Raw genomic sequence first — 24,824 nt, 5'->3', positions numbered from 1 at the left:
CCAGGTAGCGACGTACCCCGTCGGCCTGAAGGGAAGGTCTCATGACCGAAGATGCTAAGTGGGCGTTCTACACGGAGCCCTCGACGATCGACGTGCGCGGTGCTCAGGTCGCGTACCGGCGAGCGGGTCAGGGCGAGCCGGTGGTCTACTTCCACGGGGCGGGCCTGACGCGGCGCTGGTTGCCGTTCTACGAGGCGCTGTCCCACTCCACGGACCTCCTGGTGCCCGAGCACCCGGGTTTCGGAGACACTCCCATGCCCAAATGGCTGGAGTCCTTCGACGACCTCGTCCTGCACTACGCAGACCTCTTGGACGCTTTTGGGCTCGAGCGAGTCCATCTCGTCGGTCATTCGTTCGGCGGCTGGATCGCCGCTGAGTTCGCCAGCTTCTTCCCAGAACGGCTGCGGAGCCTCCAACTGGTCGCTCCGGCCGGCCTCAAGGGAGCGTTCCTGCACGACCCCTTCCGACAGGAAGGACACGAGGCGCTCGAGCGGGTCTTCAATGGCGAGGCCGACAGGTTCCCTGAGTACCTCGAAGGAGGCGAGCCTGTCGAGGAGACGGTGCAGGACTACAAGGAGCTGACGGGCCTCGCCCGCTTCGCCTGGAATCCGCGCTACGACCGCAAGCTCGACCGGCGCCTGGGACGAGTGGCAGTGCCCACCCAGATCGTGCTGCCTGATGACGACCGCGTGATCGACAAGTCTGTGGCGGCTCGGTACGCCGAGCTCATCCCTGGAGCAAAGGTGGTCGACATCCCTGGATCGAGCGTTCCGACCAGCCATGTCCCGTTCGTGCAGGAGCCGACGGCGCTCGCGTCGCTCCTGTCCGACTTCGTCCACTCGATCTGAGAGCGAGTCACGATATGTCTGAGCTCGAGTTCTATCTCTGGAATGGCAACAAGTACTCGTTCATCCCCCGTCGCGACCAGCTCGGCAAGTCGATCTTCATCACGACCTCGACGAAGTACTACGATCCGCTCCGCGGACAGCAGATCTTCGAGGACTTCATCGAGGATGCCGTCTTCGCTGAGCAACTCGGATACGACGGACTCGTCGTCCTCGAACAACACGGCGGTCCCAACGCCGTCGTGACCCAGCCGATCGTCCTCGCATCCGCGCTTGCCGCCCGAACCAGCAACATCCGCATCGGTACAGTCGGAGCGCTGCTCAACAGCTATCTCACGCCTATGAGGTACGCCGAGGAGGTCGCCGCGCTCGACATCCTCTCCCGCGGACGCTACTTCTTCGGTCTCCCCATGGGGATCGGGGCCAATTACCACTCGCTCGCCATGATGAATCCCACGGATGCGCGCGAACGCTACTACGAGGCGCACGAGTTCCTGAAGAGGGCCTTCACGGAGGAAGGCCCGTTCGACTTCGATGGGAAGTACTTCAGTGCTCCATACGCAAATCTCTGGCCCAAGCCGATGCAGCAGCCCTATCCAGAGGTGTGGGTACCCGCGGCCGGCTCCAAGGAGACCCTCCAGTTCGCTTCGCGTGAGCGGTACTGCTACATGGCCGTGCTGGTTCCGTGGCCGGTTCTCCAGAGGAACGCCGCGACCTTCCGGGAGCTCTGCCAGGCCGAGGGCTACGAGATGGATCCACGTCAGCTCGTGGCGCAGTCCTATGTTCATGTGGCTGAGACGGACAAGCAAGCCAGGCAGGAAGTCGAGGCTCACTACCTCTCGGTGCAGCAGAACTCCTTCGGCTCTCCGTTCCACGACTCGTTCCCGCCGGGCTACGCCAGCGAGGGCTCGCTGAGGGGCATGGCGCTGGGGGGCGGCTACCGAAGCAAGGACGCGTCTGAAACGACGATCGACGAGGCGATTGACAACTTCCAGCTGATCTGCGGGTCTGTTGAGACCGTTGCTGAGCGTATCGAGGAGTACACCTCCACTCTCGGCGCGGGCCGCCTTCTCGTCACCCAGGACGCATGGACCATGCCCTCGTGGATGGCTCGCAAGAACATGACGATGTTCGCCGAAGAGGTGATGCCCAAGTTCCGCGCCCGGACGGGCAAGCCGATCTGGGACACCGCCGAGGAGGGGGCGGCGTTCCGCACGAGAAGTGAGTACGGCGCGCGTGTCCAAGAGCCGATCTCCAAGCCCATGGCATGGGTCGACGGTCACGCCATCGACATCCGCACGAGCCACATCCCCGAGCTGCGCGTGCCGCTCGAGGACACCCAGAAGTAGTTGAAGTCGGACACCCCCAGGAGGTAGTCATGAGCATCGTCGTGACCGTGAACATCAAGAACGCCGATCAAGCGAGGATGAAGGAGGTCGATGCGAAGCACCCCGAGCTCCGCGAGAAGGTGATCGGCCTTCTCAAGAAGCACGGGAACATCTCTCACACACGCCTTGTGCGTGACGACGAGGTCCTGGACATCGATGAATGGCCCGACGAGGAGAGCCTTCGGGCTTTTCTCGCCGAAGCCGGCGGCTTGATTGCACAGCTGGCTGAGCTGCGAGGGACCGCCACGCCGGAGGACACGATCTGGCAGAAGCCGTGAGTCGAGGTGGCGTCCCTCAGGGGAGGGGCGCCACCTGCAGGTGCCGACCGAGGGCTACGTCAGGAGCGTAATCGATGAGGGCCGAAGCCAAATCCCCGACCGACCTGTCCGCGCGGCTCTATCTCAACGGCACCGCCGTGAATGCACTACTCGATCCGCAGACCGCAATCGACCTGATGCGTCAGACCCTGGTCGACTACGCACTCGGCAAGTCGGAGCAGTTGCACCGTCGCGAACTCGTGCCTTCATCGGGCGGGGGCGCGCTGGGCATGATGCCGGCCTATCAGGCAGCCCAGCACGAAGGGCAGAGCGGGGCGTACGCGGCCAAAGTGGTGTGCGTGGTACACCAGCCAGGCGAGGGTCCAAGTCACCATGGTCTGTGTCTCCTCTTCGACGGCAGGACTGGTGACCTCATCGCAATGTTGGACGCTGGGGCTGTCACCGCAATCCGAACCGCCGCCGTCACGGCGGTGGCAACCGACGCGTTGGCCCGCCCGAACGCTTCCGTCCTGACGGTGCTGGGCACGGGTCAACAAGCTCTTCCGCACATCGAAGCAATAGGGAAGGTGCGGACGCTGACCGACGTCCGCGTCTGGGGGCGGACAGAAGCGGCGGCGGAGCGAGTGGCGTCCGCCGCGCAGCGCCTGGGCTTCAAGGCGCGTCCGATGAGCGACGCCAGTGAGGCAGTCGCAGCGAGCGACGTAGTCGTCACACTGACCCCGGCTCGATCGCCGATCCTGCAGCACGCCTGGCTGTCGCCCGGCACCCATGTCAACGCAGTGGGCGCCAGCACGTCCCGCGGCGTCGAGCTGGACCCGCAGATCGTTTCCGAGGCTGCGGTCTTCGTCGATGACGTGGAGGCCGCCGTGGCAGATGCCGGTGACCTGCTGTTCGCCGCCGAGCACTCGACCTTCGAGCTCGATGCCATCAAGGGGACGATCGGAGACGTGCTGCTCGGCCGAGCGGTCGGGCGATCCGACCCAACTGCCGTCACCGTGTTCAAGTCTGTCGGACTCGCCGTGGAAGACCTGGCGGTTGCCCGGTTCCTCAACGGTCGCGCTCGTGAAGCCCATCAAGGAATTGTCGTCCCAGCGTAGGGGTGGCCATGCCACTACGCGGTGAGCGAAGGAGCCAAGGATATGGCGATGTCTGCAAGAGGCGTTGAGTCAACTGGTGTCAAGCCCAATGCAGCTGAGCTTGTCACCGCGATCAAGGGGACACACCGCGCCTTCCCCACGGGGGTGACGGTCGTGACAACGATCGTGGGGGGTGAACCGGTCGGGCTCGCGGTGAACGCTTTCTCCAGCGTCTCGTTGGATCCGCCGCTGGTGATGGTGTGCGTCTCCTCCACGTCTCGGACGCACCCTCATCTCTTTGTCGACAACCCTGTTGCCATCAACATCCTGGCTGCCCATCAGGAGTCGGTGGCGATGCTCTTCGCGATGTCCGAAGGCGACAAGTTCGCTGACCTGGACTGGCATGCCGGGCAGACCGGAGCACCGTTAGTCGACGGCGCTGCCGCGGCGTTCGAGGGTCGTGTCATCTCGCGGATCCCCGCAGGTACCCACACGATCTTCATCGTCGAAGTAGTGGCTGCAGGTGCCGAACCTCGCCAGGCTCCGCTGTTGTACTTCGGCGGCAAGTTCTTCGATCCGACCAGCTTGTTGGCGGACGACTGATCGTGGAGGGCACACATGGGTAACGATGGCGTCGTCGGCTGGATCCACTACGTCTGGGATCAGATCAACAAGAGTGCTGCTCAGGGGATGCACCAGTTCTTCACCGATGATTACGTTCGGCATGCTAGTGAAGCCGACTACAGCCGTGAGGAGTTCGTCGACACCTTGCGGGAGCGGCACCAGGCCTTCCCAGACCTGGTGTCCCGTATTGATGACGTCATCGTCGATGGCGATCGGCTCGCTTACCGGTGGTCCTCGACCGGGCATCATGAAGGCCCGTACCTCGGCGTTCCTCCGACAGGCAAGTTGGTCACCGCGTCCGGGATCACGATCAGCGCTTTGCGCGGCGGCAAGATCGCGGAGGAATGGGCTTCGTGGAACAAGGTCAGCGTGCTGCACAGCCTGGGAGTCCTCCCGATCTTCCCGCCGCGGAGCTCCGCCGGTTAGTCAACTCCGGCCAGACGAACTGGTCGCATCTGGTGACGGACCGATAGCGCCGCAGTGACCGGGGCATTGCCGCCGCAGCGCTCGATGGGGCGCTCGCGTTACGCGCTGGCGGTCCCGCCGGCGGGCGAGGTGAGCAGTCGAGAGGTTGGTCTACCCAACCACGTCAGGTCTCGGTGGTGCGCTTCCACCTCCCAGGAAGCCGTCCGAACTCGACGAGTTCGCCGTCGGGGCGGTGTGGGGTGATGCCGTGAGCCGATGTCAACGGGGCACCCTCCAGAGTTCGAGGTGGCCGAATCGGCGCCTTCCGCAGCACTCGGTAGGGGAGGCAGCGTTGAACAGGGAAGCCGCCGGGTCTGAGGAGGGTAAGTGTTGACAACGCCTTATTGGATTGCTGGAGCGCCGAGGTCCGGCGCCGAGGTCCTCGAAGTCACTTCGCCGCACGATGGGCGGGTCGCCGGAGAGACGACGTTGGCCACGCCCGGCGACATCGAGGACGCCGTCGATGCTGCGCACAACGCTCGTGCGGCGTCGGCGTCCACGCCGGCCCACGTCCGGGCCGCCGCCCTGGACCACGTTGCGCGGCGGCTCGCCGAACGTCGCGAAGAGATTGCTCAACTGATCACTGCCGAGTCGGGCAAGCCGCTGAAGTGGGCCCGGCTCGAGGTCGTCCGCGCTGCCTCGACGTTCCGCTGGGGAGCAGAAGAAGCGAGACGTTGGTCGGGGTCCCTGCAGCGGCTGGACACCGACCCGGCCGCCGCCGGGCGGATGGCGCTGATCCGGCGGGCGCCGCGCGGACCGCTTCTCGGTATAGCACCGTTCAACTTCCCGCTGAACCTGGTCGCCCACAAGGTCGCCCCGGCGCTGGCCGTCGGGGCGCCGATCGTACTCAAGCCTGCTCCGGCGACGCCGCTGTCCGCGCTTGCCCTCGGCGAGATCCTGAGCGAGACGGACCTGCCGCCCGGAGCCTGGTCGATACTGCCGGTGACGAACGAGGTGGCCGCCGGGCTGGTCCGGGATCCGCGGCTGCCCGTCGTCTCGTTCACCGGCTCCGTGCCCGTCGGCTGGTCCATCCGCGAGTCGGTCCCGCGCAAGCACGTGACCCTGGAGCTCGGCGGCAATGCCGCGGTTGTCGTCGCTCCCGATCAGGACGGTGACGCACTGGCGTGGGCGGCGTCCCGGATCGCCACCTTCGCCATGTACCAAGCCGGCCAGTCCTGCATCTCCGTCCAGCGGGTCTTCGCCCACCGTGACATCGCGGACGAGCTCACCGATCGAGTCGTCGAAGCCGTGCAGAAGCTCGTGACTGGCGCGCCCACTGACGACGCGACCGATGTCGGTCCCCTCATCGACGAGGCCGCTGCACGTCGGGTGGAAAGCTGGGTGGATGAGGCGGTCGCGGCCGGGGGGGCCGTCCTCACCGGTGGCACGCGAGAGGGGGCAACGTATGCGCCCACCGTGCTCAGTTCGGTGCCCGTCGATGCCAAGGTGGCCTGTGAGGAAGTCTTCGGCCCCGTCGTCGTGCTGGATGTGGTCGACTCGATCGACGAGGCCTTCGCGCGGGTCAACGACAGCCGTTTCGGCCTGCAGGCCGGCGTCTTCACGCGCGACCTGCAACTCGCATTCCGGGCCGCGCGAGAGCTCGAGGTCGGCGGTGTGGTGATCGGGGACGTGCCGAGCTTCCGGGCCGACCAGATGCCCTATGGAGGGCTCAAGGACTCCGGCACCGGACGAGAGGGTGTGTACGCGGCCATGGAGGACCTCACCGAGGAGCGGGTGCTGGTCCTGACGGGCATCGACCTGTAGGAGAAGTCCAGGGCCCGGTCCGATCGGACCGGGCCCTGGTGGTGTCGGCAAGAGCGGGATCAGGCCGCGGCCTGCCGAAGCCGGAGCAGCTCGTCGGTGAGAACGGCGAGCAACGCGACAGCGTTCTGCTGTGCCGTCGCGGCGGCGTCGCGAACAGCGGTGAACCGGCCGATCGCGGCTGAGTGCCGGTCCAGGAATCGGTCGACATCCCCGCCGTCGGCCAGCAGGCTGGCAGTGAGGGCACGGATGTGCTCGTCGAACTGCTCCCGCAGGACCGTCTTGGCGGCAAGCTCCCACGTCGAGTCGCCGGCCAGCTCGGCAGCCGGCACCCGGTCGATGCCGAGCGCGCGGCCGAGGGCCCAGTGGCGGTCGAGGACCCTGTAGACCGGCAGGCCAGTGGTCTCGACGAGCCCGGCCAGGTCAAGGGCATCGGCCCGAGATGCGAGAGCCGCAACACCGTCGGCGAGCTGAGCGCAGGCTCCAGCGGCCCGCAGCTGTTGCGCCATGGTGTCGTCGATGCAGTGCACGTCGGCCACCAACGCCGTCAGGGCCGGAACAGTCGCGGTGAGTGCGACCGGGTCGGGGTACCGGCGCAGCAACCTGTCGGCCACTCGCTCGGTGGCCCTCTGCGCTTCCGGTAAGGCCAGCCGCTCGACTGACGGCGGGACGTCCTCGTCGAGCATCGCCCAGACTGCGTCGAGCTTGAGCGCCTGCTGGGCGGCGGCGAATGCCCGTGCCGCGATCGGCGTGCCCACGCTGTGCCGCTCCTCCAGCCGGTGCAGGAAGCCGGGTCCGACCCGGTCGAGCAGGTCGCTGGCCAGCTGCGTCGCGGTGATCTCGCGGGCCAGTGGGTGCGCGGCGATCCGGTCGGGCCAGCGCTCACGCACGGCGCGCGGGAAGTACCGGAGGAGCACCCCGCGCAGTGCGGGGTCGTCGGGCAGGTCACTGCCGAGCAGCTCCTCGCGCACCAGGTTCTTGGAGTAGGCGAGCAGAACGGACGCCTCGGGCCGGGTGAGGCCGCCACCGGCCGCGCGCAGCCGTTCGACGTCGGCCTCCGACGGCAGGTGCTCCAGGCCGCGGTCCAGTCCGGCATGCTGCTCCAGGTCACGGATGAGGCCGGCGTGCCGATCGAGCAGGAACGGCGCACGTTCGGCGCACACCGTCAGCGCTCTCACCTGGTGAGCGGTGTCGGCGAGTACGGCCGTGGCCACCTCGTCGGTGAGCGTCCGGAGCAAGTCATCCCGCGCCCCGACGGACAGCTCGCCCTCTCTCACCGCATCGGCGAGGAGGATCTTCAGGTTGACCTCGCGGTCGGAGGTGTCCACACCGGCCGCGTTGTCGATGAAGTCGGTGTTCACCCGGACCCCGGCGCGAGCTGCAGCGATGCGGGCCCGCTGGGTCAACCCCAGGTTCCCGCCCTCGCCGATCAACCGGCAGCGCAAGGTCGCAGCCGTCACGCGCACACGCTCGTTGGTGCGGTCACCCACCTGAGCATCGGTCTCGTCGTCGGCCCGTACGTACGTGCCGATGCCGCCGTTCCAGAGGAGGTCGACAGGCGCGCGCAGCACGGCCTGGATGAGCTCGTCGGGCGTCAGCTCGTGCGCCTCCGTACCCAGCCGTCGGCGGACCTCTGGAGAGAGGAGCACCCGCTTGGCATCGCGTCGGTAGACCGCCCCACCCGGTGACAGCACCGAAGGGTCGTAGTCGGCCCACGACGACCCGGGAAGCGCAGCCAGCCGACGGCGTTCGGCGTAGGACGTCGGTAGGTCCGGGTCGGGGTCGAGGAACACGTGCCGGTGGTCGAACGCGGCGACCAGGCGGAGGCGCTCGTACAGCAGCATGCCGTTGCCGAACACGTCCCCGGACATGTCGCCGATCCCGACAGCGGTGATCTCGTCGACATCGGGGTCCACACCGAGTTCGCGCAGGTGCCGGCGCACTGCGACCCAGGCCCCCCGAGCAGTGATGCCCATGGCCTTGTGGTCGTAGCCGACCGACCCCCCCGACGCAAAGGCGTCGCCGAGCCAGAAGCCGCGCGCGACGGCGAGCTCGTTGGCGAGGTCGGAGAACGTCGCCGTCCCCTTGTCGGCGGCGACCACCAGGTAGGCGTCGTCTTGATCGAGGACGACGGTGCGCGCTGGGTGCACCACTCGGCCGTCCACCCGATTGTCGGTGATGTCGAGCAGACCCGCGACGAAGGACCGATACGCGTGCTCAACGGCAGTCTGGTCGCCGGCGCCGCGCACGACGAAGGCGCCCTTCGCGCCGGCAGGGACGATCACGGCGTTCTTCACGAGCTGCGCCTTCAACAAGCCGAGCACTTCGGTGCGGTAGTCCTCGGGACGGTCTGACCAGCGGAGGCCGCCACGGGCGACAGGCCCGCCGCGCAGGTGCAGACCCTCCACCGTGGGGGAGTGCACGAACGTCTCGACCCACGGTCTCGGGGCGGGGAGGAAGGTCAGCCGCGGGGACGCGATCTTGAGGGCGAGCTGGGCAGGTGGGCGACCGGCTGGGTCCTGGAAGGCGTTGGTACGGAGGACTGCGTCGAGGACATCACGCAGCCCGCGCAGGATGCGGTCCTCGTCGAGGCTCGTCGTGGCATCGAGCAGGGACTCGAGTTCCGCGCCTGCCGCAGCGGCTCCGGCAGCATCGCGAGCATCGGGGTCGTGACGCGCGAAGAACCGCCGGATCAGCGCCCGGGCGAAGCGTGGAGCGCCGAGCACCATCTGCTCGATGTAGGCGCGGGAGAGGCCGGTGCCGGTCTGCGCCAAATAGCGGCAGGCCGCGCGGAGCACGGTCACCTGCAGCACAGGCAGGCCCTCGGTCACCGTCAACTGTGCGAGCCCGTCCAGCTCCGTTTCTCCTGCCCACGCCGCAGCGAGTGCCTGACCGAGCGCGGCGAGCGCTGGCTCGGTCGCCACGTCCTCGGGCAGCAGCAGGTCGAGGAGCATCGCCGTACCGCCCACCTCAGGCAGCGGTCGGGCGTCGGCGACGCGGACCCCCAGCCGCTCGAACACCGGGACGACGTCGGCGAGCAGCGGGCGAGTGGAAGGCCACTCGACGACCGCCCCGACGAGCGGCCCCCGCCCGGCGGGAGCGGGCCGCAGCCGGACCCGGTCGTGGACCGGGTCGCCCTTCATGCCTGGGCGGCAAACGCGGCGTCGAGCACGTCGAGCGCCTCAGTAAGGAGAGACTCGCCGATGACCAGCGGTGGCAGGAAGCGCAGCACGTTCCCGTAGGTGCCGGCGGTCAGCACGATGACTCCCTCCGCATGACAGTGCTTCGCCACAGCGGCGGTGAGAGCCGGGTCCGGCTCAGTGCCGCCCGGCTTCACCAGTTCGATGGCGATCATGCCGCCGCGGCCGCGGACGTCCCCGATGGCCGGGAACTGTTCCTGCAGCGCCCGCAGCCGGGGGAGCATCGTTGCCTCGATGACTCGGGCCGAGTCATCGAGGCGGAGCTCCTTCATCGTCGCGATCGAGGCGAGAGCAGCCGCGCAGGCCAGGGGGTTACCGCCGTACGTTCCGCCGAGCCCACCCGTGTGCACCGCGTCCATCAGCTCGGCTCGGCCGGTGACAGCGGCAAGAGGCAGACCGCCTGCCATGCCCTTGGCCAGGGTGATCAGATCGGGGACGACGCCCTCGTGCTCGCTGGCGAACCAGTCGCCGGTGCGGCAGAACCCGGTCTGCACCTCGTCGGCGATGAAGACCGCTCCGGCCTCTCGCGCCCAGTCGGCGATGGCGGGCAGGAAACCGGGGGCCGGGACGACGAATCCACCCTCGCCCTGGATGGGCTCGATCAGGACCGCCGCCACGTTGGCTGCGCCGACCTGCGTCTCGATCTGGCGAATGGCGCGGATCGCGGCGTCGGCGCCGGTCAGACCAGCCGGGTCGCGAAACGGGTAGCTCATCGGCACGCGGTAGACCTCGGGCGCGAAGGGCCCGAACCCGTTCTTGTACGGCAGGTTCTTCGCCGTCAGGGCCATCGTGAGATTGGTCCGTCCGTGGTAAGCGTGGTCGAAGACCACCACCGCTGACCGGCCTGTCGCAACGCGGGCGATCTTCACCGCGTTCTCAACTGCCTCGGAGCCCGAGTTGAACAGCGCCGAGCGCTTGTCGTGATCGCCAGGGGTGACGCGAGCGAGCTCCTCGCAGACGGCGACGTAGCCTTCGTACGGCGTGACCATGAAGCACGTGTGGGTGAACGCCTCGACCTGTTCCTGGACGGCGGCCACCACGCGAGGCGCGGCGTTGCCGACGTTGACCACCGCGATGCCTGCGCCGAGGTCGATCAGCGAGTTGCCGTCGACATCCACCACGACACCGCCGCCGGCCCGCTCGACGAAGACCGGCAGGGTGGTCCCGACGCCGGCGGACACGGTGGCCGCGCGCCGGGCGCTGAGCGCCCGTGACCGAGGGCCAGGCACCTCCGTGACCAGTCGACGCTCCTGGGCGGGCGTCAGTGGAGAAACGAGCAGGTCGGTCACAGGAGCTCCTCGCCTGGGGGGACGGACTCCCTTGAGTCTCGGCAACGGAAGCCGAACCGAGTACGGTCAATCAGGCGTGTCGGCTTCCCCCGGATGTCCATTCCGGCACGGGGTCGACCCTTCTTGGGAGCTGACTTGCCAGTCACTGTTGCCGACCTGCTCACTCGGTCTGAGCTCGGCCTGGTGCTCCTGACCGCCGATGCGGTCGTCGACCGCCCGTTGTCGTGGGTCCACGTGAGCGAGCTGGCCGATCCCGCGCCGTTCCTCGAAGGTGGGGAACTGCTGCTGACGACGGGACTCGCGCTGCGCCAGGACCAACCGGCCGGCCCTTACGTGCGGCGGCTGGTCGACGCCGGTGTCGCGGCGCTCGGTTTCGGGACTGGCCTCGGGCAGGAGGCCGTCCTGCCCGAACTGCTGGCGGCCGCCGAGAAGAGCGGCCTGCCGGTCGTTGACGTGCCCCGAGGGACCCCCTTCATCGCCATCTCGCGCAGCGTCTCGGCGGCTCTCGCGGCCGACGAGTATGCCGCGGTCGCTCGATCGGCGGCGGTGCAGCAGGAGCTGACCCGGGCCGCAGTCGCGCCCGGTGCACCCGGCGCGCTGCTGGAGCGGCTCGCCCGCGCGATCGGCGGTTGGGCGCTGCTGCTCGACACGGTCGGGGCACCACTGGAAGCCGCCCCACCCGGCGCCGTCCGACATGCCCGCGTCCTGGGGACCGAGCTGGACCGCCTCCGTGGATCACGCGCACCGGCCAGTGCGGCGATCAGTGGACCCGAGGACACCGTGCTGGTGCAGTCGCTCGGTACGAACGCACGCATTCGCGGGTTCCTGGCGGTCGGCCGGTCCGGGAGCCTGCCGCCGACCGAGCGGCACGTCGTGAACGCCGCTGCGCTGCTGCTGACGTTGCGCATGGAGCAATCGCGGGGGCTGGACAGTGCCATGGCTGCTCTGCGTGCCGCGCTGCTGCGGCTGCTCCTGGCCGGCGAGGAACGCACAGTGTCCGGCGTGGTCGACGAACTGGGCCAGCAACTCCCTTCCGAGCCGCTCCGTGTCCTCACCGTGCTCGGCAGCGGCGAGCAGCGCTCCGCCGCGGTCGATGTGGCGGCCGACGCAGCGGCGCACGGGCGGGTGCCACTGTTCTCCGCGGAGCTCGACGACGCCTTGGTCCTCCTCACTTCGGCGGAGACCGGACTAGCGTCGCAACTCGACGTCCTGCCAGCGCGCGTCCCCGGCTCCGCCGTCGGCATGTCCCGGCCCGTCCGCTGGTCGGAACTCGTCGACGGCCTCCAACAGGCCCGCCAGGCCGCCCAACACGGCCGGGGGCGGACCACGGTCGTCGTCGACTTCGACGACCTGGCCACCCCCGGGCTCTCGGCCCTGCTCGAGCCGACGGCGACGCGGGCTTTCGCCGACTCACTTCTTGCGCCGCTGTTCGCCGCCGACCGTGCCGGCGCAGGTGACCTCGTCCACTCCGTCCGCGTGTGGTTGACGCATCACGGTCAGTGGGAGCCGGCCGCCGCGCAGCTCGGGGTGCACCGGCACACGCTGCGCAAGCGGGTGCGCCGTGCCGGTCAGCTGCTCGGACGCGACCTCGACGAGCCGGGGACCAGGGCCGAATTGTGGATCGCGCTACATCCGCCGGGGGCGAGCTGAATCGGCCGAAGTGATCCTCTCGAGCGTCGCGGTATCTTGCCGGGAGGCGCGAGCGTTGCGGGACCTGCTGTTCGTGGCGACGCCTGTGGCGAAGGCAGAACTGGTTGCGCCGTGCCGCGGTGTCGTCGTAGCGGTCATCGAAATCTTCGCGCGGGCGTCCCGCACGAGTGGGCGCTCAGCATCGACGAACACGGTGAACGCTCATTGATACGGTCGGAGGGAGATGGTCGGTGGTCTGTCACGCGTCGACCTGAGTCGGTGGTCGCGTCGATCGAGTGCTGTGGCAGTTGGCGCCTCATGGACGGACGCCCGCGTGAGGAACCGCCATGGCTTCCCCGCTCCCGCTCGGGATATCGCCGTCCTGCTCGTCCGCCTTGCCCTCCGCGCCGTGTTCTCGGCCCACGGCTGGCAGAGGCAGTACCTCAACGCCATCGACGGCACGGCCGCGTATCTCGACCGGGCCGGCGTACCCGCCACCTCGGCCGCCGCGTGGTTCGCCGCCATCGTGGAGCTCGTTGGCGGCGTCGCGCTCAGCCGCGGCCTCGGTGTGCCGATCGACCCATCGGGCTCCAGCTCGATCTGCTGATCCACAGGAAGGAAGGCCACATCCCATGACCCCGCTGATCTCCAAGGCGGCGACCACCGCCGAGCCACTCCATCCTCTGCTCGCCGAGCGGTGGAGCCCTCGCGCCCTCGACCCCCGGCACGATCTCGCGGTCGAGCAGCTGACCGCCGTGCTCGAGGCCGCCCGCTGGGCGCCCAGCGCGTCCAACACCCAGCCGTGGCGGTTCGCCGTCGCGCTCCGGGGGAGGGCCGAGTTCGCCGCTGTCCTCGATGCCCTGCGACCGGGCAACCAGGCGTGGGCGCACGGCGCCTCGGCCTTGATCGTCGCCGCGGCCGAGACGGTCGGTCCGGACGGCACGTCCCGGCCGTGGGCGGTGTACGACACCGGCCAGGCGGTGGCCCACCTGTCGGTGCAGGCCCAACATGAGGGCCTGGCCGTGCACCAGATGGGCGGCTTCGACCGGGATGGGGTCGCCGCCCTGCTGGCTGCCCCCGGCGTCGTCACTCCGCTCGTCGTGCTGGCTGTCGGACGCCGGGACGACGCGGTGCAGCTCGCCGAGCCGTTCGCCAGCCGGGAGACCGCCGCCCGAGACCGGCTGCCGCTCGATCAACTGCTACTGCCCCTCGGGGCGAGCCCCACGGCTCCTGCCGCCTGATCGCTCGGCCGCGAACTGCGAGGTGCCCCCACACGCTGCGGCTGGCAGAACCCCAGATCGGCGCCGATCGGGCCGCGCTGCCAGAGGCGGTTGATCTGCTCGGCGGGCCGCCGTGGCGGACGCCACCGCCGGCCAGCGGCAGCTGTTGGCGATGGTCAGCCGCGACGGCGGACTGGAGACCGTGCGCGAGTGCTGCGAGGACCGGGCCTGCCACGAACCTTGGTTCCCCGCGGTCCTCGCAACGGGGCTAAGACGCGTCCATTAGAGCGGCGACTCGTTCGGCGGGGGTGTCCCAGTCCAGGGATCGGCGCGGTCGGGTGTTGAGCTCGTCAGCGATGCGTTGGAGGGCGTCGCGGTCGTGCACCCGCAGGTCGGTTCCCTTGACGAGGTACTGACGCAGCAGGCCGTTGGTGTTCTCGTTCGAGCCGCGCTGCCAGGGTGAGCCGGCGTCGCAGAAGAGGACGCTCATCCCGGTGGCCGTGGTGAATGAGCGGTGCTCCGCCCTTTCAGCATTCTGGTCCCAGGTCAGGGACCGGCGCAGCGCATCGGGAAGGTCGGTGCTCTGTGCGACGAGGGCGTCGCGGACGGTGTCAGCGGTTCGCCCGCCGGTGAGGTGCCCGAGCAATAGGAATCTGCTCGAGCGCTCGACGGTCGTGGCGATCGCTGATGCGCTGGCCGCTCCCACGATCGGGTCCCCTTCCCAGTGTCCTGGGACGGCCCTGGCGTCGACCTCGGGCGGACGGGCGTCGATCGGGGTCATGGGGTCGACGAATCTGGGGGTGCGAGCGTTCGGATCGCGGCGTTGTCTGCGCGCGGCGCATCCGCGTCGCAGCTGGCGAGCCAGCTCGCGCTTGAGCTCGCCGGGGCATGGACGTAGATCGCCTGGCAGACGTCTCAGTGCTCACCCGCATCTCCAGATCGCCGGGGAAGTCCTTGATCAGCCTGTGACTGATCTGTTGCGGCTACCACTTCTTCCGTAGCCGGGCCTCGACGTAGGTCCCCAGCCCCCTGCCGTCGATGAGCTTCTGTTGCTTGGGACGGCGGCGCCGCTGCACCCAGGTGCGGTGCGCCCCGTAAGGTAGGTAGCCGCAGGTGGACGTGGTGTTGCGCGCCATTTCCCGGCTGATCGTGGACGGTGCGCGCCCGAGCTCGACGGCGATGGCGCGCATCGACAGCCCCGCCCGATGCAGGTCATGAAGTCGCTCCCGCTCGAGCAAACTCAAGTATTTGGAATGGATCGCCCGCTCGACCCGGGCCAGGTCGACCGGCTCGCCCTGCACGTAGCTGGCCCGTGGTGACGTCACGGCCGCCAATCTTTGCTCGGGGCGGTAGTGCACGATCCGGCCGTCGGGATAGATCCGGCCGCCGTAGAAGACGCGGATGCCTTGGTCCCAGTCCGCGGCCGAGCGTCGATCGACGCCCACCTGCTCGGCCGCTTCCGCGCGCGTCAGTCCCGCTGTGCGAAGCCGGGTGAACACCCTGCGCTTGGCATCGGCACTCTCGCCAGTGAAGATCCCCGCCTGGTGCGCCCACTTGTAACAGGTCACGCGGACGAACCCCAGCTCGTGGGCGACCGCGGAAACGTTTCCCCGCTCGACCAGCAGTAGGAAGAACCGAGCCATGTCTTCCTGGGTGTACTCGCGCGGTGCACGCCGGGATTGCGCGATGCCAGCTCGCTTCACCCACCGCTGACCCGCGTCGGGATGGACTCCAGCCGAGGTCGCAGCAGCCCGGATCGTCCCACCGCGATCCAGCACCTCGAAGAACCGGTCACGCTGCTCGTCGCTGTACTTCCTCGCCGGCATCACGCACACCTTCCACCTGGGGTGTTGTGAGGACCGCTGGGAACTAGACAATTCCGATCACACGCCTACGTCCGCGCTCTCCGCGACGCACAGCTGCGTGGCTCGATGGGCTGGGTCGGCGCCTGCGCGGACAACGCCGCCATGGAGTCGTTCTTCAGCCCGCTGCAGAAGAGCGTCCTCAACCGTCAGCGCTGGACCAACCGCGAACAACTGCGCCTGGCCATCGTCATCTGGATCGAGAGGACCTACCACCGCCGGCGGCGCCAAGACGCCCTCCGGCCGCATGACCCCCATCGAGTTCGAGACCCTGACCCAGGCCGCTCACGCGGCCTGACCACCCCTACCGAACCGAGTCAACTGAAGTCTGGGCAGTCCCCTGGTCAGTCCCGTACTTCTTCGGGTGGAGCGAGCACGTCCATCCTGTCGAGGCGATGCTGTTCGTCGACCTCGCCGACATGAGGACGTTCGGCCGCATGTACGGGTGGGAGCATCGGACCGGCGAGATCCTGCACCACCAGTTCGGTGCGCGCGGGATGCTGCTGAACACCACCGCACACCCCGACGTCGTCTCCTGAAGAACCGCGGAGCACGCTGCGAGTGGGATGAGCGGCTCCGCGGCCGTCGGAACGCCTCCGGCAGGATTGCCACGGACCGGCCCGGGTGCGCCTGGGCGGTTTGCGGCGGCATGGCGGCTCGAGCGATGCGGTCGACACCCCCGTCCTGCCGTCTGTCCAGGTCGCCGTCGGTGGCTGCGACGCCGTCGACGCGCTCGGCGGTGGTATCGCCCGTGACCGGCGAACGGCTCGTGAACGTCCCCGCGCCGCTGCTCGTCGGCGCCGGTCCAGAATACGGACCGCTGGAGGAGGTCCGCGCCAGTAGGTGACCGGTGGCTCCGCGTTGCGCCTGCGCCGGAGATCAACGAGGCGAGGGCAGCTCGGCGTTCACCCCGCTGAGCAGAACCTGAGTGCGTTCGACATCGGTCGAGATCGCTGTGACGAGGTCCGGCAGGTTGTCGAAGGCCTCGAGATCGCGCAGCTTGTGGAGCAACGTCACGACGAGTTCGCGGCCGTAGAGATCCCCGGAGAAGCCGAGCAGGTGAGCCTCGACGGTGCGGGTGGCGCCGGGGAACGTCGGGTTGTCGCCCACCGAGACCGCCGCGAGGTAACCCCCACCGCCGGGGCCTACGACCTCGACGGTTCCCGCGTAAACACCGTCCGGTGGTACCGCCGACGCGACCGTCTCCACGTTCGCTGTCGGCCAGCCCAGCTCGCGGCCACGGCGCTCGCCGTGGACCACCGTGCCCGACACGACGTACCTACCCGCCGCGGCTGTCCCGGCAGGTTGGGTGCGCTGCGCCATGGTCACCGGCTCCCGGCCGAGCGGGCTGGTCATCCCGGCACTGTATCGGAGGGCGCGCCGGGGGCAGCCCATGAGGCGGGAGACCTGCGCAGCCCAGGAAGGGCCGTACAGCAACCGGTACAGCAACGCGGTCTGAATCATGGCGGATGACCGTGGACGTCGGCGGACGTGGCAAGCCGCTGACCAGGACGAACTGCATCAGGGTGAACGACGACGGACCCCGCGCAGGAAACTGGGGGTCAAGGGGTCGCAGGTTCAAATCCTGTCAGCCCGACAAGAGAAGTCGCAGGTCAGGGGCCGTTTCCGGGAAATCGGGAACGGCCCCTGCTGCTGTTCCGGGTGGTTTGACCACCATTAGCCGACCCTGAGTTGCTCAGGACGGCGCCCAGGGTGGCCACGGCGTCGCGGGAGACGTCGGGGGAGACGTGCCCGTAGACGTCGCCGGTAATGGCGATGGAGGAGTGGCCGAGGATCTCGGAGACCACCTTCAGCGGACGCCGTGGCTGAGCATGGCGCTGACTGCGGAGTGCCGCAGGGGGTGGAGGCCGGCGTCGGGCAGGCCGGTTCCGGGAAGGCGGCCGCTGCTCGACCGCGTCCGGGTGAGGAGATCACGCCGGCGGCCATGTCCTTGGTCCTCCCGTACCTCGGGGCTACGGAAGATGGCTCGCGCCTGGTCTCAGCGGCGGGGTGTCCCGAACGGTTGATGTCGCCTGCATGTCGAATTGCCGGCCTGGGTGGTCGCGTTCGGGGGGTGTCCCTATGGGTTCGGTCAAGCCGGTTGAGGCTGGTGGGCGGTGCCGTCGCGGAGCATGGCGAACAGGACGTCGACCCGGCGTCGGGCGAGGCAGATGAGGGCGGCGTTGTGGCGTTTCCCGGCGGCGCGCTTGCGGTTGTAGTAGGCCCGTGAGGTCGGATCGGCCAGGGCGGCGAAGGCGGAGAGGAACAGTGCCCGCTTGAGCTGCTTGTTGCCTCCCTGGGGCGGGTGCTCGCCGCGGGTCGAGGAGCCCGAGCGGCGGGTGACCGGCGCCAGGCCGGCGTAGGCGGCCAGGTGTCCGGAGGTGGGTAAGGTGCTGCCGTCGCCGACTTCGAGCAGGATGCGGGCTGCGGTCCTGACCCCAACGGCGGGCATCGAGGTCAGGACCTTGGCAAGAGGGTGGGCATCGAGGATTCCTTCGACTTCCTCGGCGATCTGCCGCCGCTGGGCAGGCACCTGGGCTAGCGATTGGGCCAGCCGCGGGAGCACTTTCTCCGCGGCCGTGTTACCGGGAACGACCACCGTCTGCTCGTCGAGTGCGGCCAGCAGGGCGGTGACCAGTTGCTCCCCGGCGCGGGTGCGGCCTTGCGGGCCACGGTCAGCAGTCGCCGCCTGCCGGCCACGCGGAGTCCGGCGGGCCCGCCGAAGCGGGAGAGCAGTTCCAGTACGACCGTGGTGCTCACTCGAGGACCGAGCACCCGCTTGGCGGCGGGGTGGATCTGGGTGAGCAGCCCGCGGATGCGGTTGCTCAGCCGGGTTCTCCTCTTGAGCCTGGTCGTCGTCGAACCCGATCAGCACCCGGATCTCAGCCAGCACTTCCTCACCGGAATCGACTCGGCTCAGGGTGCGCGGCATGGTCCGGGCGGCCTCGGCGATGACGAAGGCGTCCCGGGCATCGGTCTTGGCTGATCCCGGGTGCAGGTCAGCGATCCGGCGCATCGCCAGCCCGGGCAGGTAGGCGACGTGGCAGCCCACGTCCCGGGCGACCGCGATCGGCAACGCCCCGATCGTGGCCGGCTGGTCGACCACCACCAGCACCTCACCGTGGGCCTGTAGCCCGGTGAACAGCTGACGCAGGCGCTGTTCGTCTTGAGGCAGGGCGGCATCGTGCAGCCGCTTCCCGCCGGGGTCCAGCGCCACCGCGTGATGGATGCCCTTGCCGACGTCCAGCCCGCAGAACACCGTGTAGCCGAGCTCGCTCATCGATGTGCCTCCTGCACCGATGCCCGTCCTGGCCAGTCGAGCACTGGATGCCGGCAGCCACGTTACGAAGACCTGCCCGAAGGCAGCCATTTCCCTATCAGCGGTCCACCAGTGCCACCAGGCCCGTACCAACACCCCCCGGATCATCAACGACAGGAGAAGTCAGTCATGCCGGACCAGGTGACCAGGAGCCCCCTCAGTGGGGACGCGAAAACGGTAAGGGGGGGCACTCCAGGAGATTGCCGACTTTCTCGGCGAGCACGTCCCGGACCTCCTCGGGCGTGGCGAAGAAGGACTCCCGTCGGGGATTGGCCTGGTTGAGCCGGCGAGGCGGCGAACGAGTTGTGCAGTTCGTTCTCCAGGGTCACCGCGTCATCGGAGAAGTACAGCCTGTGGATGTCGAACGGGAACGGGACCGATGCGTCGCCCAGCTCCCGGATCCGGTCCAGTGGCTCCAGTCGCCGGGTCATACCGATCTTCATCACCGACTTGCCGAACGCGCCGAGCCGACCACCACGACGCTCGCGATGCTCATTCGCCGGGGCTGACGAGTCCGGTCTCGTATCCGATGACCACGAGCTGGGCGCGGTCGCGCGCGTTCAGTTTGCCGAGGATGCGGCTGACGTGCGTCTTCGCGGTGAGCGGCGACATGTAGAGCGACTCGCCGATCTCGGAGTTGGTCTTGCCACGTGCGACCTCGGCGAGCACTTCCCGCTCGCGCTCGCTCAGGACATCGAGGGGACCCGAGTCCCCCGGCCAGCTGATCGGTCGGCGAACGAGGTCGGCGACCAACCGTTTCGTCATCGCTGGTGAGATGAGGACATCGCCGTCGGCGGCGGCGGCGATCGCCTCGAGGAGGAGTCGCGGCGGGGTGTCCTTGAGCAGGAAACCGGAGGCACCGACTCGGAGCGCCTCGTAGACGTACTCATCGAGCGCGAAGGTGGTGAGCACGAGCACCTTGGTGGCGCGGAGCTGTTCGTCTCCGCAGATCGCTCGCGTCGCCTCGAGCCCGTCCATGCGGGGCATGCGGATGTCCATCAGCACGACGTCGGGGCGTGTCCGCCGGGTCTGGGCGATCGCCTGCGCGCCGTCGCCGGCCTCACCGACGACCTCGATGCCGGGCTCGTTGGCGAGCAGTGCTGCGAACCCGCGACGCACCAACTCCTGGTCGTCGACGATCAGCACGCGGATGTTGCGCGTCGCCGTGGCAGGCGCGTCGGGCCGGGCGGTCATGCCCCCCGCCCGTCGGGCAGTTGGTAGGGCACGAACGCGCGCACCGCGAACCCACCGTCGTCGGCAGGTCCGGCGTGGACCGTGCCACCGAGGAGCTCCGCTCGCTCACGGATCGCGAGCAGACCTATGCCGGTGCCCGGCACAGCGACGCGTGCGGTGGCCGGGGCGTCGTTCGACACCGTGACGTGCACGCCGCCGTCCCCGTGCCGGAGCCGGACGACCGCGGGGACGGCGCCGGCGTGGCGGGCGACGTTGACCAGGCACTCGTGCACGATGCGGTGCACCGTCACCACGGTGCTCTCCGCCACCCCCGCAGGATAGTCACCGTCCTCGACCACCTCGACCGCCCTCGAGTGCCCGGCGGCAGCGACAACGACATCGCTGAGGGCGGTGGTTGCCGTCGGTACCGGGCGAAGCGGCACCGACTCGTCGGACCGCAGGAGCCCGAGGAGGGATCTCAGCTCGTCGAGCGATCGTCTGCCCACGTCGTTGATCTCGACGAGCGCAGAGTGAGCGGCGGCCGGATCGCGCTCGAACACATGGGCGGCGATGCCGGACTGGACGGTGATCGCCGACAGCGAATGGGCGACGATGTCATGCAGGTCGTACGCGATGCGAAGGCGTTCCGCCTGGAGCCGCTCGGCGACCTGGCGTTCCACTTCGTCGGCTCGACGCCGCAGGTCGGAGCGACGGGCGTCCGCGGCGGCGATCGGGAGCAGGAGAACGGCTGCGTCGGTGACCCATTCGAACCAGAACGGCTCACCACCGACCTGCGCTCCGGAGCCGGCGACGACGATCGCGACGAGCGATCCGAACCAGATGACAGAACGATCCTCGCTCCGGTACACGAGACGGAACAGCGCCACGGCGAGCAGCGGTAGCAACGCGATCGGGCTGGAGGTCCATGCGAGGGTGACGACGTCCAGCACACCGATCGCCACGACGGTGGCCCGACCGAACCGACCGGCGACGACGAGCAGCACTGCGGCTGCGACCGCGAGCGCGATGCCTGGGAGCTGCCGTCCGGCCACGACGTCCGGATCGGTGACCAACACGCCGATCGACACCGCCAACGCGGCGACGATCACAGCGAGATCTGTGCGACCGGCGCGGTGATCCGTGTGCGTCACGGCACGATCATCGTCGCAACCGATGACGGGCGGGTACTCCGCCGGGAGGTCCCTGCCCCTGGACCGGTCGTCGGCCGCCCGGCCCAGGTGCAGAGACTCTCGCATCAGCGGTCGCCGCGCACCAGCTCGAGCACGGGCGTCCGGGAGACCTGGAACGCGGGCCACGCTGCAGCGACCACGCCGGCTGCGACCGCAATGACGAGCGTCACCGCGAGACGGGTCCAGGGCATGACGACGGATGGGATCTCCGCGCCACCGGTGACGTCGATCAGCGCCCAGCCGAGGCCGGCTGCGACGGCGATGCCGATCGATGCCGCCACGAAAGACAGGAGTGCCACCTCGAGCCGCACGATACGACGCACCTCCCGGCGAGACGCGCCGACTGCTCGCAGCAGCCCGATCTCTCCAGAGCGTTCGTTGATCGCGAGCGCCGTGGTGTTGGCGACTCCGAGGAGCGCGATGAAGCTCGCCAGGATGAGCATCCCGTCGATGAAGTTCCCGAACGCCGCGATCTCGCTCCCGCTGTTGGCGATGTGTTCTTCTCGGGTCTCGAGGAACGACCCGGGCGCATCTCGGACCAGGGCACTCACGTCGTTCTCGGCGTCCGCCGCCGCTCCGTCGGCGAGGTCGACGAACACCAGTGCGTCGAGCAGATGACCGACCGCGGTGTCGAGTGTCGCGGCGTCGACGAAGTACGCCGGCGCTTCGAAACCGCCGGTGCTCCTCGCGACCACAGCGACGATCGGCGCTTCGATGGTCGATCGTTCGAACTGGATCTCCAGGGTCTCGCCAAGCCGCGCCGGGTCGTCACCGACCACAGCCACGCCTCCCGAGCTCAGGTCGGCGAGGTCACCGGCGATCGGGTCGAGGTCGACCATGGTGGGCAGGGCCGTCGGGTCGATGCCGCCGACCGCCTCGGCTGTTCCTGCCACGATCCCTTCGGCGAACGACAGCGCAGTGACCGCGTCGACGTCGGGCAGCGCTGCTATCCGGCCGGCCAGGGTGGGGTCGATCGTCGCGAAGTCGGGGGTCGCCGACGTGACCACCAGGTCCGCCCGCAGTCCCTCACGGACATCGGTCCCGATCCCGCTCGTCAGAGAGCTCGCGAAGATCGCGAAGATCGTCACCATCGCGGTGCCGAGCATGAGCGCGAGCGCTGTCGATGCCGATCGGCGTGGACTCCCAGCCAAGTTGCGCGCTGCGATCGTGCCGCTGACACCGGCGGTGCGGCGGGCAACCGGAGAGCTCCAACGCGCTGTTGCGGTCACGATCGCCGGGCCGCACAGCACGAGCGCCGGGACGATGGCAGCAGCGAGCACGAGCCACACCGGGCTCGAGCGCACCACGGCCAGAGCTCCTCCAGCGATCGCCGCCGCGGCGAGCACGAGTCCGCTGGCAGTCCGCACCGGGCTCACGACCCGGGGTTCCGCCGCGCTCTCGCGCAGCGCCTCGATCGGTGGTGTCGCCGCCGCGCGGCGAGCCGGGATCCATGCCGAGAGGATCGTTGCGCCGATTCCGACGGTCGCGGCGACCGCGATGGAGATCGGGCTCACGATCGACGGCCCGGTGAGCAGGCTGACCCCGGTGAGTCCGACGACCCAGCGCAGCACGCCCACTCCCGCGACCCCACACACGAGGCCGGCGAGCGTGGCGATCGTTCCGACGAACACCGCCTCGATCACCACTCCACCGAGGACCTGGCGTCGTTCCGCACCGATCGCACGCAGCAGTCCCGACTCCCGCCGGCGGCGGGCGACGGTGAGCGCGAACGTGTTGAAGATGATCGTCACGCCGATCAACACCGCGACCACGGCGAAGGCCAGGAGGAACACGGTCAGGAACTGCAGCGGTGACGTCGCGTCGTCCTGCATCGTCGCGATGTAGTCCGGTCCGTCGACGACCTCGGCGTCGGACAGCGCCGACAGTCGGCCGAGCACCTCGGCGCGGTCGGCACCCTCCGCGATGTCGACGAGCACCTCGGTCGGCGCCGCGAGGTCGAGCCAGGCGGGCACCGCTGCGTCGGGGAACAGCACCGTTCGCTGCAGCGGTGCCGTGTCCGCCGAACCGAACGTCGCGACACCGGTGACGGTCGCGTCGTGCATCCCCGTCGCGGTCAAGACCTGTACGACGTCACCCGGGTCCACGCCTGCGTCACCGGCGAGCGATCGATCGATCACGATCTCTCCGGCCTCGGTCGGTGCTCGCCCGCTCTCGAGCCGGAACGGATTGAGCGTCGGGTCGGCGATCCAGTTGCGGCCGAGGTCGCTCGCCGTGCCGGTTCCGACCGACGATCCGTCGACGACCAGCTTCGCGAAGCCGACCCATTGCGAGGCGGCCTCGTCGACGCCGTCGACCCCAGCCAAGCGCTCGGTGATGTCGGGATCCAGTGATCGCTGAACCGACCTGGCAGGATCTCCCGGTCCTCCGCCGGGCTCGCCTAGGGAGACGCCCTGCACCACGGCGTCCGTCCCGGCCATCGCTTCGGAGATGTCGCTGGCCGCTCGGCCGCGCAGCGAGTCCGACAGCACCAGCGTCGCGAGGAGGAACGCCACCGACAGTGTGATCGCCGTGCCCGTGAGCACGAACCGATTCCGCCCCGCGAACACGCTCCGGGCCGCGCTCCGGATCATCTGGCTCATCGGCCCAGGCCCTTCATCACGTCGAGCACCGAATCGGCCGACGGGCGGTCCATCACGTCGTGCACTCCGCCGTCGACGACGAACACGACGTGGTCGGCCCAGGCAGCGGCGTTGGGATCGTGCGTGACCATCACGATCGACTGACGGTGCTCGTCGACCGCTGATCGCAGGTGTCCGAGGATCTGCTGTCCGGACCGGGTGTCGAGGTTGCCGGTGGGCTCGTCGGCGAACACCACCTGTGGCCGAGCGACCAGCGCCCGGGCGACGGCGACGCGCTGTTGCTGGCCGCCCGAGAGCTCCGTCGGCCGATGGTGCATGCGATCACCGAGGCGCAGCATCGACACGACCTGATCGAGCACTCCATCGCTCGGCTGGCGGCCCGACAGGGTCAACGGCAGGAGGATGTTCTCCTTGGCCGTGAGCGTCGCCACGAGGTTGAACTCCTGGAAGACGAACCCGATCCGTTCTCGACGCAGCCGTGTCAACTCACGGTCGTCGAGGGTCGACAGATCCGTGTTGCCCACGAATGCGCGGCCCGACGTCAGTCGATCCAACCCGGCGGCGCAGTGCATCATCGTCGACTTCCCCGAACCCGACGGGCCCATCACAGCCGTGAACTTCCCCGCCGGGAACGCAATGGTGACGTCGTCGAGCGCGACGACGGCCGACTGGCCGGAGCCATATCGTTTGACGGCGCCGACGAGCATGGCCGCAGCGTCATCAGCGTTGGCTGACAGCGGGCTCCGGGACTGCCCATCGACGACTGTGGAATCTGGCTCTGGGGACACGAGACCTCCGAAGAATGGTTGGTGTCCACCACGATGACGGCGGCCGCCGGCCGCCGCGTCCACCCACAGGAGGCGACGCGTACTCGCACGGGAGTACATCCGCGACCGAGCCGTCGA

At 68.9% G+C, this 24,824-nt stretch carries 19 protein-coding genes and 3 pseudogenes; 12 read left to right on the top strand and 10 right to left on the bottom strand.

Annotated elements, in window-relative coordinates:
• Positions 1 to 41: 41 nt before the first annotated feature.
• The 7 genes from O2W15_RS11085 (at position 42) to O2W15_RS11055 (ending at position 6,440) form a co-directional block, all read left to right on the top strand.
• The gene (locus tag O2W15_RS11085) at positions 42 to 848 is read left to right on the top strand and encodes an alpha/beta fold hydrolase (RefSeq protein ID WP_269179457.1); all 807 of its coding nucleotides are present in this window, start codon (positions 42 to 44) and stop codon (positions 846 to 848) included.
• 14 nt (positions 849 to 862) lie between these two features.
• Positions 863 to 2,194, top strand: a complete 1,332-nt coding sequence (locus tag O2W15_RS11080; RefSeq protein ID WP_269164429.1) for an LLM class flavin-dependent oxidoreductase — start codon at positions 863 to 865, stop codon at positions 2,192 to 2,194.
• A 29-nt stretch (positions 2,195 to 2,223) separates the two neighbouring features.
• Positions 2,224 to 2,511 (top strand): hypothetical protein, encoded by a 288-nt coding sequence (locus O2W15_RS11075; protein ID WP_269164430.1) that lies wholly within the window; start codon positions 2,224 to 2,226, stop codon positions 2,509 to 2,511.
• Positions 2,512 to 2,585: 74 nt separating this feature from the next.
• Complete coding sequence (locus tag O2W15_RS11070) at positions 2,586 to 3,608, top strand: ornithine cyclodeaminase family protein (protein WP_269179456.1); 1,023 nt, start codon at positions 2,586 to 2,588, stop codon at positions 3,606 to 3,608.
• Between the two features lie 42 nt (positions 3,609 to 3,650).
• Complete coding sequence (locus tag O2W15_RS11065; RefSeq protein ID WP_269164432.1) at positions 3,651 to 4,190, top strand: flavin reductase family protein; 540 nt, start codon at positions 3,651 to 3,653, stop codon at positions 4,188 to 4,190.
• A gap of 15 nt (positions 4,191 to 4,205) precedes the next feature.
• A complete protein-coding gene (locus tag O2W15_RS11060; RefSeq protein WP_269179455.1) occupies positions 4,206 to 4,637 on the top strand; it encodes an ester cyclase in 432 nt (143 codons plus the stop codon).
• A 366-nt stretch (positions 4,638 to 5,003) separates the two neighbouring features.
• A complete protein-coding gene (locus tag O2W15_RS11055) occupies positions 5,004 to 6,440 on the top strand; it encodes an aldehyde dehydrogenase family protein (protein WP_269179454.1) in 1,437 nt (478 codons plus the stop codon).
• Positions 6,441 to 6,499: 59 nt separating this feature from the next.
• Here the strand turns inward: O2W15_RS11055 and O2W15_RS11050 are convergent, their stop codons facing one another.
• Together O2W15_RS11050 and gabT are read right to left on the bottom strand one after the other, a co-directional pair.
• Positions 6,500 to 9,580 carry an NAD-glutamate dehydrogenase domain-containing protein gene (locus O2W15_RS11050; RefSeq protein ID WP_269179453.1) on the bottom strand — a complete coding sequence of 1,027 codons (3,081 nt, stop codon included), beginning with the start codon at positions 9,578 to 9,580 and terminating at the stop codon, positions 6,500 to 6,502.
• Positions 9,577 to 10,926, bottom strand: coding sequence for a 4-aminobutyrate--2-oxoglutarate transaminase (gene gabT, locus O2W15_RS11045; protein WP_269179452.1), 1,350 nt, complete (start codon positions 10,924 to 10,926; stop codon positions 9,577 to 9,579). The genes O2W15_RS11050 and gabT overlap by 4 nt, the downstream gene beginning before the upstream one ends.
• Before the next feature lie 135 nt (positions 10,927 to 11,061).
• Here gabT and O2W15_RS11040 point away from each other — a divergent pair, with 135 nt between their 5' ends.
• From O2W15_RS11040 to O2W15_RS11030, 3 genes are all read left to right on the top strand, one after another.
• Positions 11,062 to 12,576, top strand: a complete 1,515-nt coding sequence (locus tag O2W15_RS11040) for a PucR family transcriptional regulator (protein WP_269179451.1) — start codon at positions 11,062 to 11,064, stop codon at positions 12,574 to 12,576.
• Between the two features lie 313 nt (positions 12,577 to 12,889).
• The gene (locus O2W15_RS11035; RefSeq protein WP_269179450.1) at positions 12,890 to 13,162 is read left to right on the top strand and encodes a DoxX family protein; all 273 of its coding nucleotides are present in this window, start codon (positions 12,890 to 12,892) and stop codon (positions 13,160 to 13,162) included.
• A 25-nt stretch (positions 13,163 to 13,187) separates the two neighbouring features.
• Positions 13,188 to 13,796, top strand: a complete 609-nt coding sequence (locus O2W15_RS11030) for a nitroreductase family protein (RefSeq protein WP_269179449.1) — start codon at positions 13,188 to 13,190, stop codon at positions 13,794 to 13,796.
• Positions 13,797 to 14,043: 247 nt separating this feature from the next.
• On the opposite strand, the pseudogene O2W15_RS11025 reads toward O2W15_RS11030, so the two are convergent.
• Positions 14,044 to 15,247: pseudogene (locus tag O2W15_RS11025) on the bottom strand (IS30 family transposase).
• Between the two features lie 402 nt (positions 15,248 to 15,649).
• Here O2W15_RS11025 and O2W15_RS11020 point away from each other — a divergent pair.
• Positions 15,650 to 15,935: pseudogene (locus O2W15_RS11020) on the top strand (integrase core domain-containing protein); the annotation flags it as partial.
• Between the two features lie 67 nt (positions 15,936 to 16,002).
• A pseudogene (locus O2W15_RS11015) lies at positions 16,003 to 16,176 on the top strand (MoaF C-terminal domain-containing protein); the annotation flags it as partial.
• Between the two features lie 340 nt (positions 16,177 to 16,516).
• Here the strand turns inward: O2W15_RS11015 and O2W15_RS11010 are convergent.
• The 7 genes from O2W15_RS11010 to O2W15_RS10985 all read right to left on the bottom strand — a co-directional run bounded on the left by O2W15_RS11010 (position 16,517) and on the right by O2W15_RS10985 (position 24,626).
• The gene (locus O2W15_RS11010; protein ID WP_269179448.1) at positions 16,517 to 16,993 is read right to left on the bottom strand and encodes a riboflavin kinase; all 477 of its coding nucleotides are present in this window, start codon (positions 16,991 to 16,993) and stop codon (positions 16,517 to 16,519) included.
• Positions 16,994 to 17,729: 736 nt separating this feature from the next.
• Positions 17,730 to 18,917, bottom strand: coding sequence for an IS110 family transposase (locus O2W15_RS11005; RefSeq protein WP_269179447.1), 1,188 nt, complete (start codon positions 18,915 to 18,917; stop codon positions 17,730 to 17,732).
• Positions 18,918 to 19,063: 146 nt separating this feature from the next.
• On the bottom strand, positions 19,064 to 19,399 hold the full coding sequence (locus tag O2W15_RS24015) for a GIY-YIG nuclease family protein (protein WP_442928878.1): 336 nt from the start codon (positions 19,397 to 19,399) through the stop codon (positions 19,064 to 19,066).
• A 49-nt stretch (positions 19,400 to 19,448) separates the two neighbouring features.
• Complete coding sequence (locus O2W15_RS11000) at positions 19,449 to 20,150, bottom strand: response regulator transcription factor (protein ID WP_269179446.1); 702 nt, start codon at positions 20,148 to 20,150, stop codon at positions 19,449 to 19,451.
• A complete protein-coding gene (locus O2W15_RS10995; protein WP_269179445.1) occupies positions 20,147 to 21,280 on the bottom strand; it encodes a sensor histidine kinase in 1,134 nt (377 codons plus the stop codon). Before O2W15_RS10995 ends, O2W15_RS11000 begins: the two co-directional genes overlap by 4 nt.
• 104 nt (positions 21,281 to 21,384) lie before the next feature.
• Positions 21,385 to 23,919 carry an FtsX-like permease family protein gene (locus O2W15_RS10990; protein WP_269179444.1) on the bottom strand — a complete coding sequence of 845 codons (2,535 nt, stop codon included), beginning with the start codon at positions 23,917 to 23,919 and terminating at the stop codon, positions 21,385 to 21,387.
• On the bottom strand, positions 23,916 to 24,626 hold the full coding sequence (locus O2W15_RS10985; protein ID WP_269179443.1) for an ABC transporter ATP-binding protein: 711 nt from the start codon (positions 24,624 to 24,626) through the stop codon (positions 23,916 to 23,918). Before O2W15_RS10985 ends, O2W15_RS10990 begins: the two co-directional genes overlap by 4 nt.
• Positions 24,627 to 24,824 lie beyond the last annotated feature (198 nt).

It is taken from the genome of Modestobacter sp. VKM Ac-2979 (assembly GCF_026967995.1).
Lineage (GTDB): Bacteria > Actinomycetota > Actinomycetes > Mycobacteriales > Geodermatophilaceae > Modestobacter.
This window is presented reverse-complemented; position numbering and strand designations above follow the sequence as displayed.

Coding starts and splice junctions, on each gene's coding strand:
- O2W15_RS11085 (WP_269179457.1), top strand. CDS start 42: ATGACCGAAGATGCTAAGTGGGCGTTCTACACGGAGCCCTCGACGATC.
- O2W15_RS11080 (WP_269164429.1), top strand. CDS start 863: ATGTCTGAGCTCGAGTTCTATCTCTGGAATGGCAACAAGTACTCGTTC.
- O2W15_RS11075 (WP_269164430.1), top strand. CDS start 2,224: ATGAGCATCGTCGTGACCGTGAACATCAAGAACGCCGATCAAGCGAGG.
- O2W15_RS11070 (WP_269179456.1), top strand. CDS start 2,586: ATGAGGGCCGAAGCCAAATCCCCGACCGACCTGTCCGCGCGGCTCTAT.
- O2W15_RS11065 (WP_269164432.1), top strand. CDS start 3,651: ATGGCGATGTCTGCAAGAGGCGTTGAGTCAACTGGTGTCAAGCCCAAT.
- O2W15_RS11060 (WP_269179455.1), top strand. CDS start 4,206: ATGGGTAACGATGGCGTCGTCGGCTGGATCCACTACGTCTGGGATCAG.
- O2W15_RS11050 (WP_269179453.1), bottom strand. CDS start 9,580: ATGAAGGGCGACCCGGTCCACGACCGGGTCCGGCTGCGGCCCGCTCCC.
- O2W15_RS11030 (WP_269179449.1), top strand. CDS start 13,188: ATGACCCCGCTGATCTCCAAGGCGGCGACCACCGCCGAGCCACTCCAT.
- O2W15_RS11010 (WP_269179448.1), bottom strand. CDS start 16,993: ATGACCAGCCCGCTCGGCCGGGAGCCGGTGACCATGGCGCAGCGCACC.
- O2W15_RS11005 (WP_269179447.1), bottom strand. CDS start 18,917: ATGAGCGAGCTCGGCTACACGGTGTTCTGCGGGCTGGACGTCGGCAAG.
- O2W15_RS24015 (WP_442928878.1), bottom strand. CDS start 19,399: ATGAAGATCGGTATGACCCGGCGACTGGAGCCACTGGACCGGATCCGG.
- O2W15_RS11000 (WP_269179446.1), bottom strand. CDS start 20,150: ATGACCGCCCGGCCCGACGCGCCTGCCACGGCGACGCGCAACATCCGC.
- O2W15_RS10990 (WP_269179444.1), bottom strand. CDS start 23,919: ATGAGCCAGATGATCCGGAGCGCGGCCCGGAGCGTGTTCGCGGGGCGG.
- O2W15_RS10985 (WP_269179443.1), bottom strand. CDS start 24,626: ATGCTCGTCGGCGCCGTCAAACGATATGGCTCCGGCCAGTCGGCCGTC.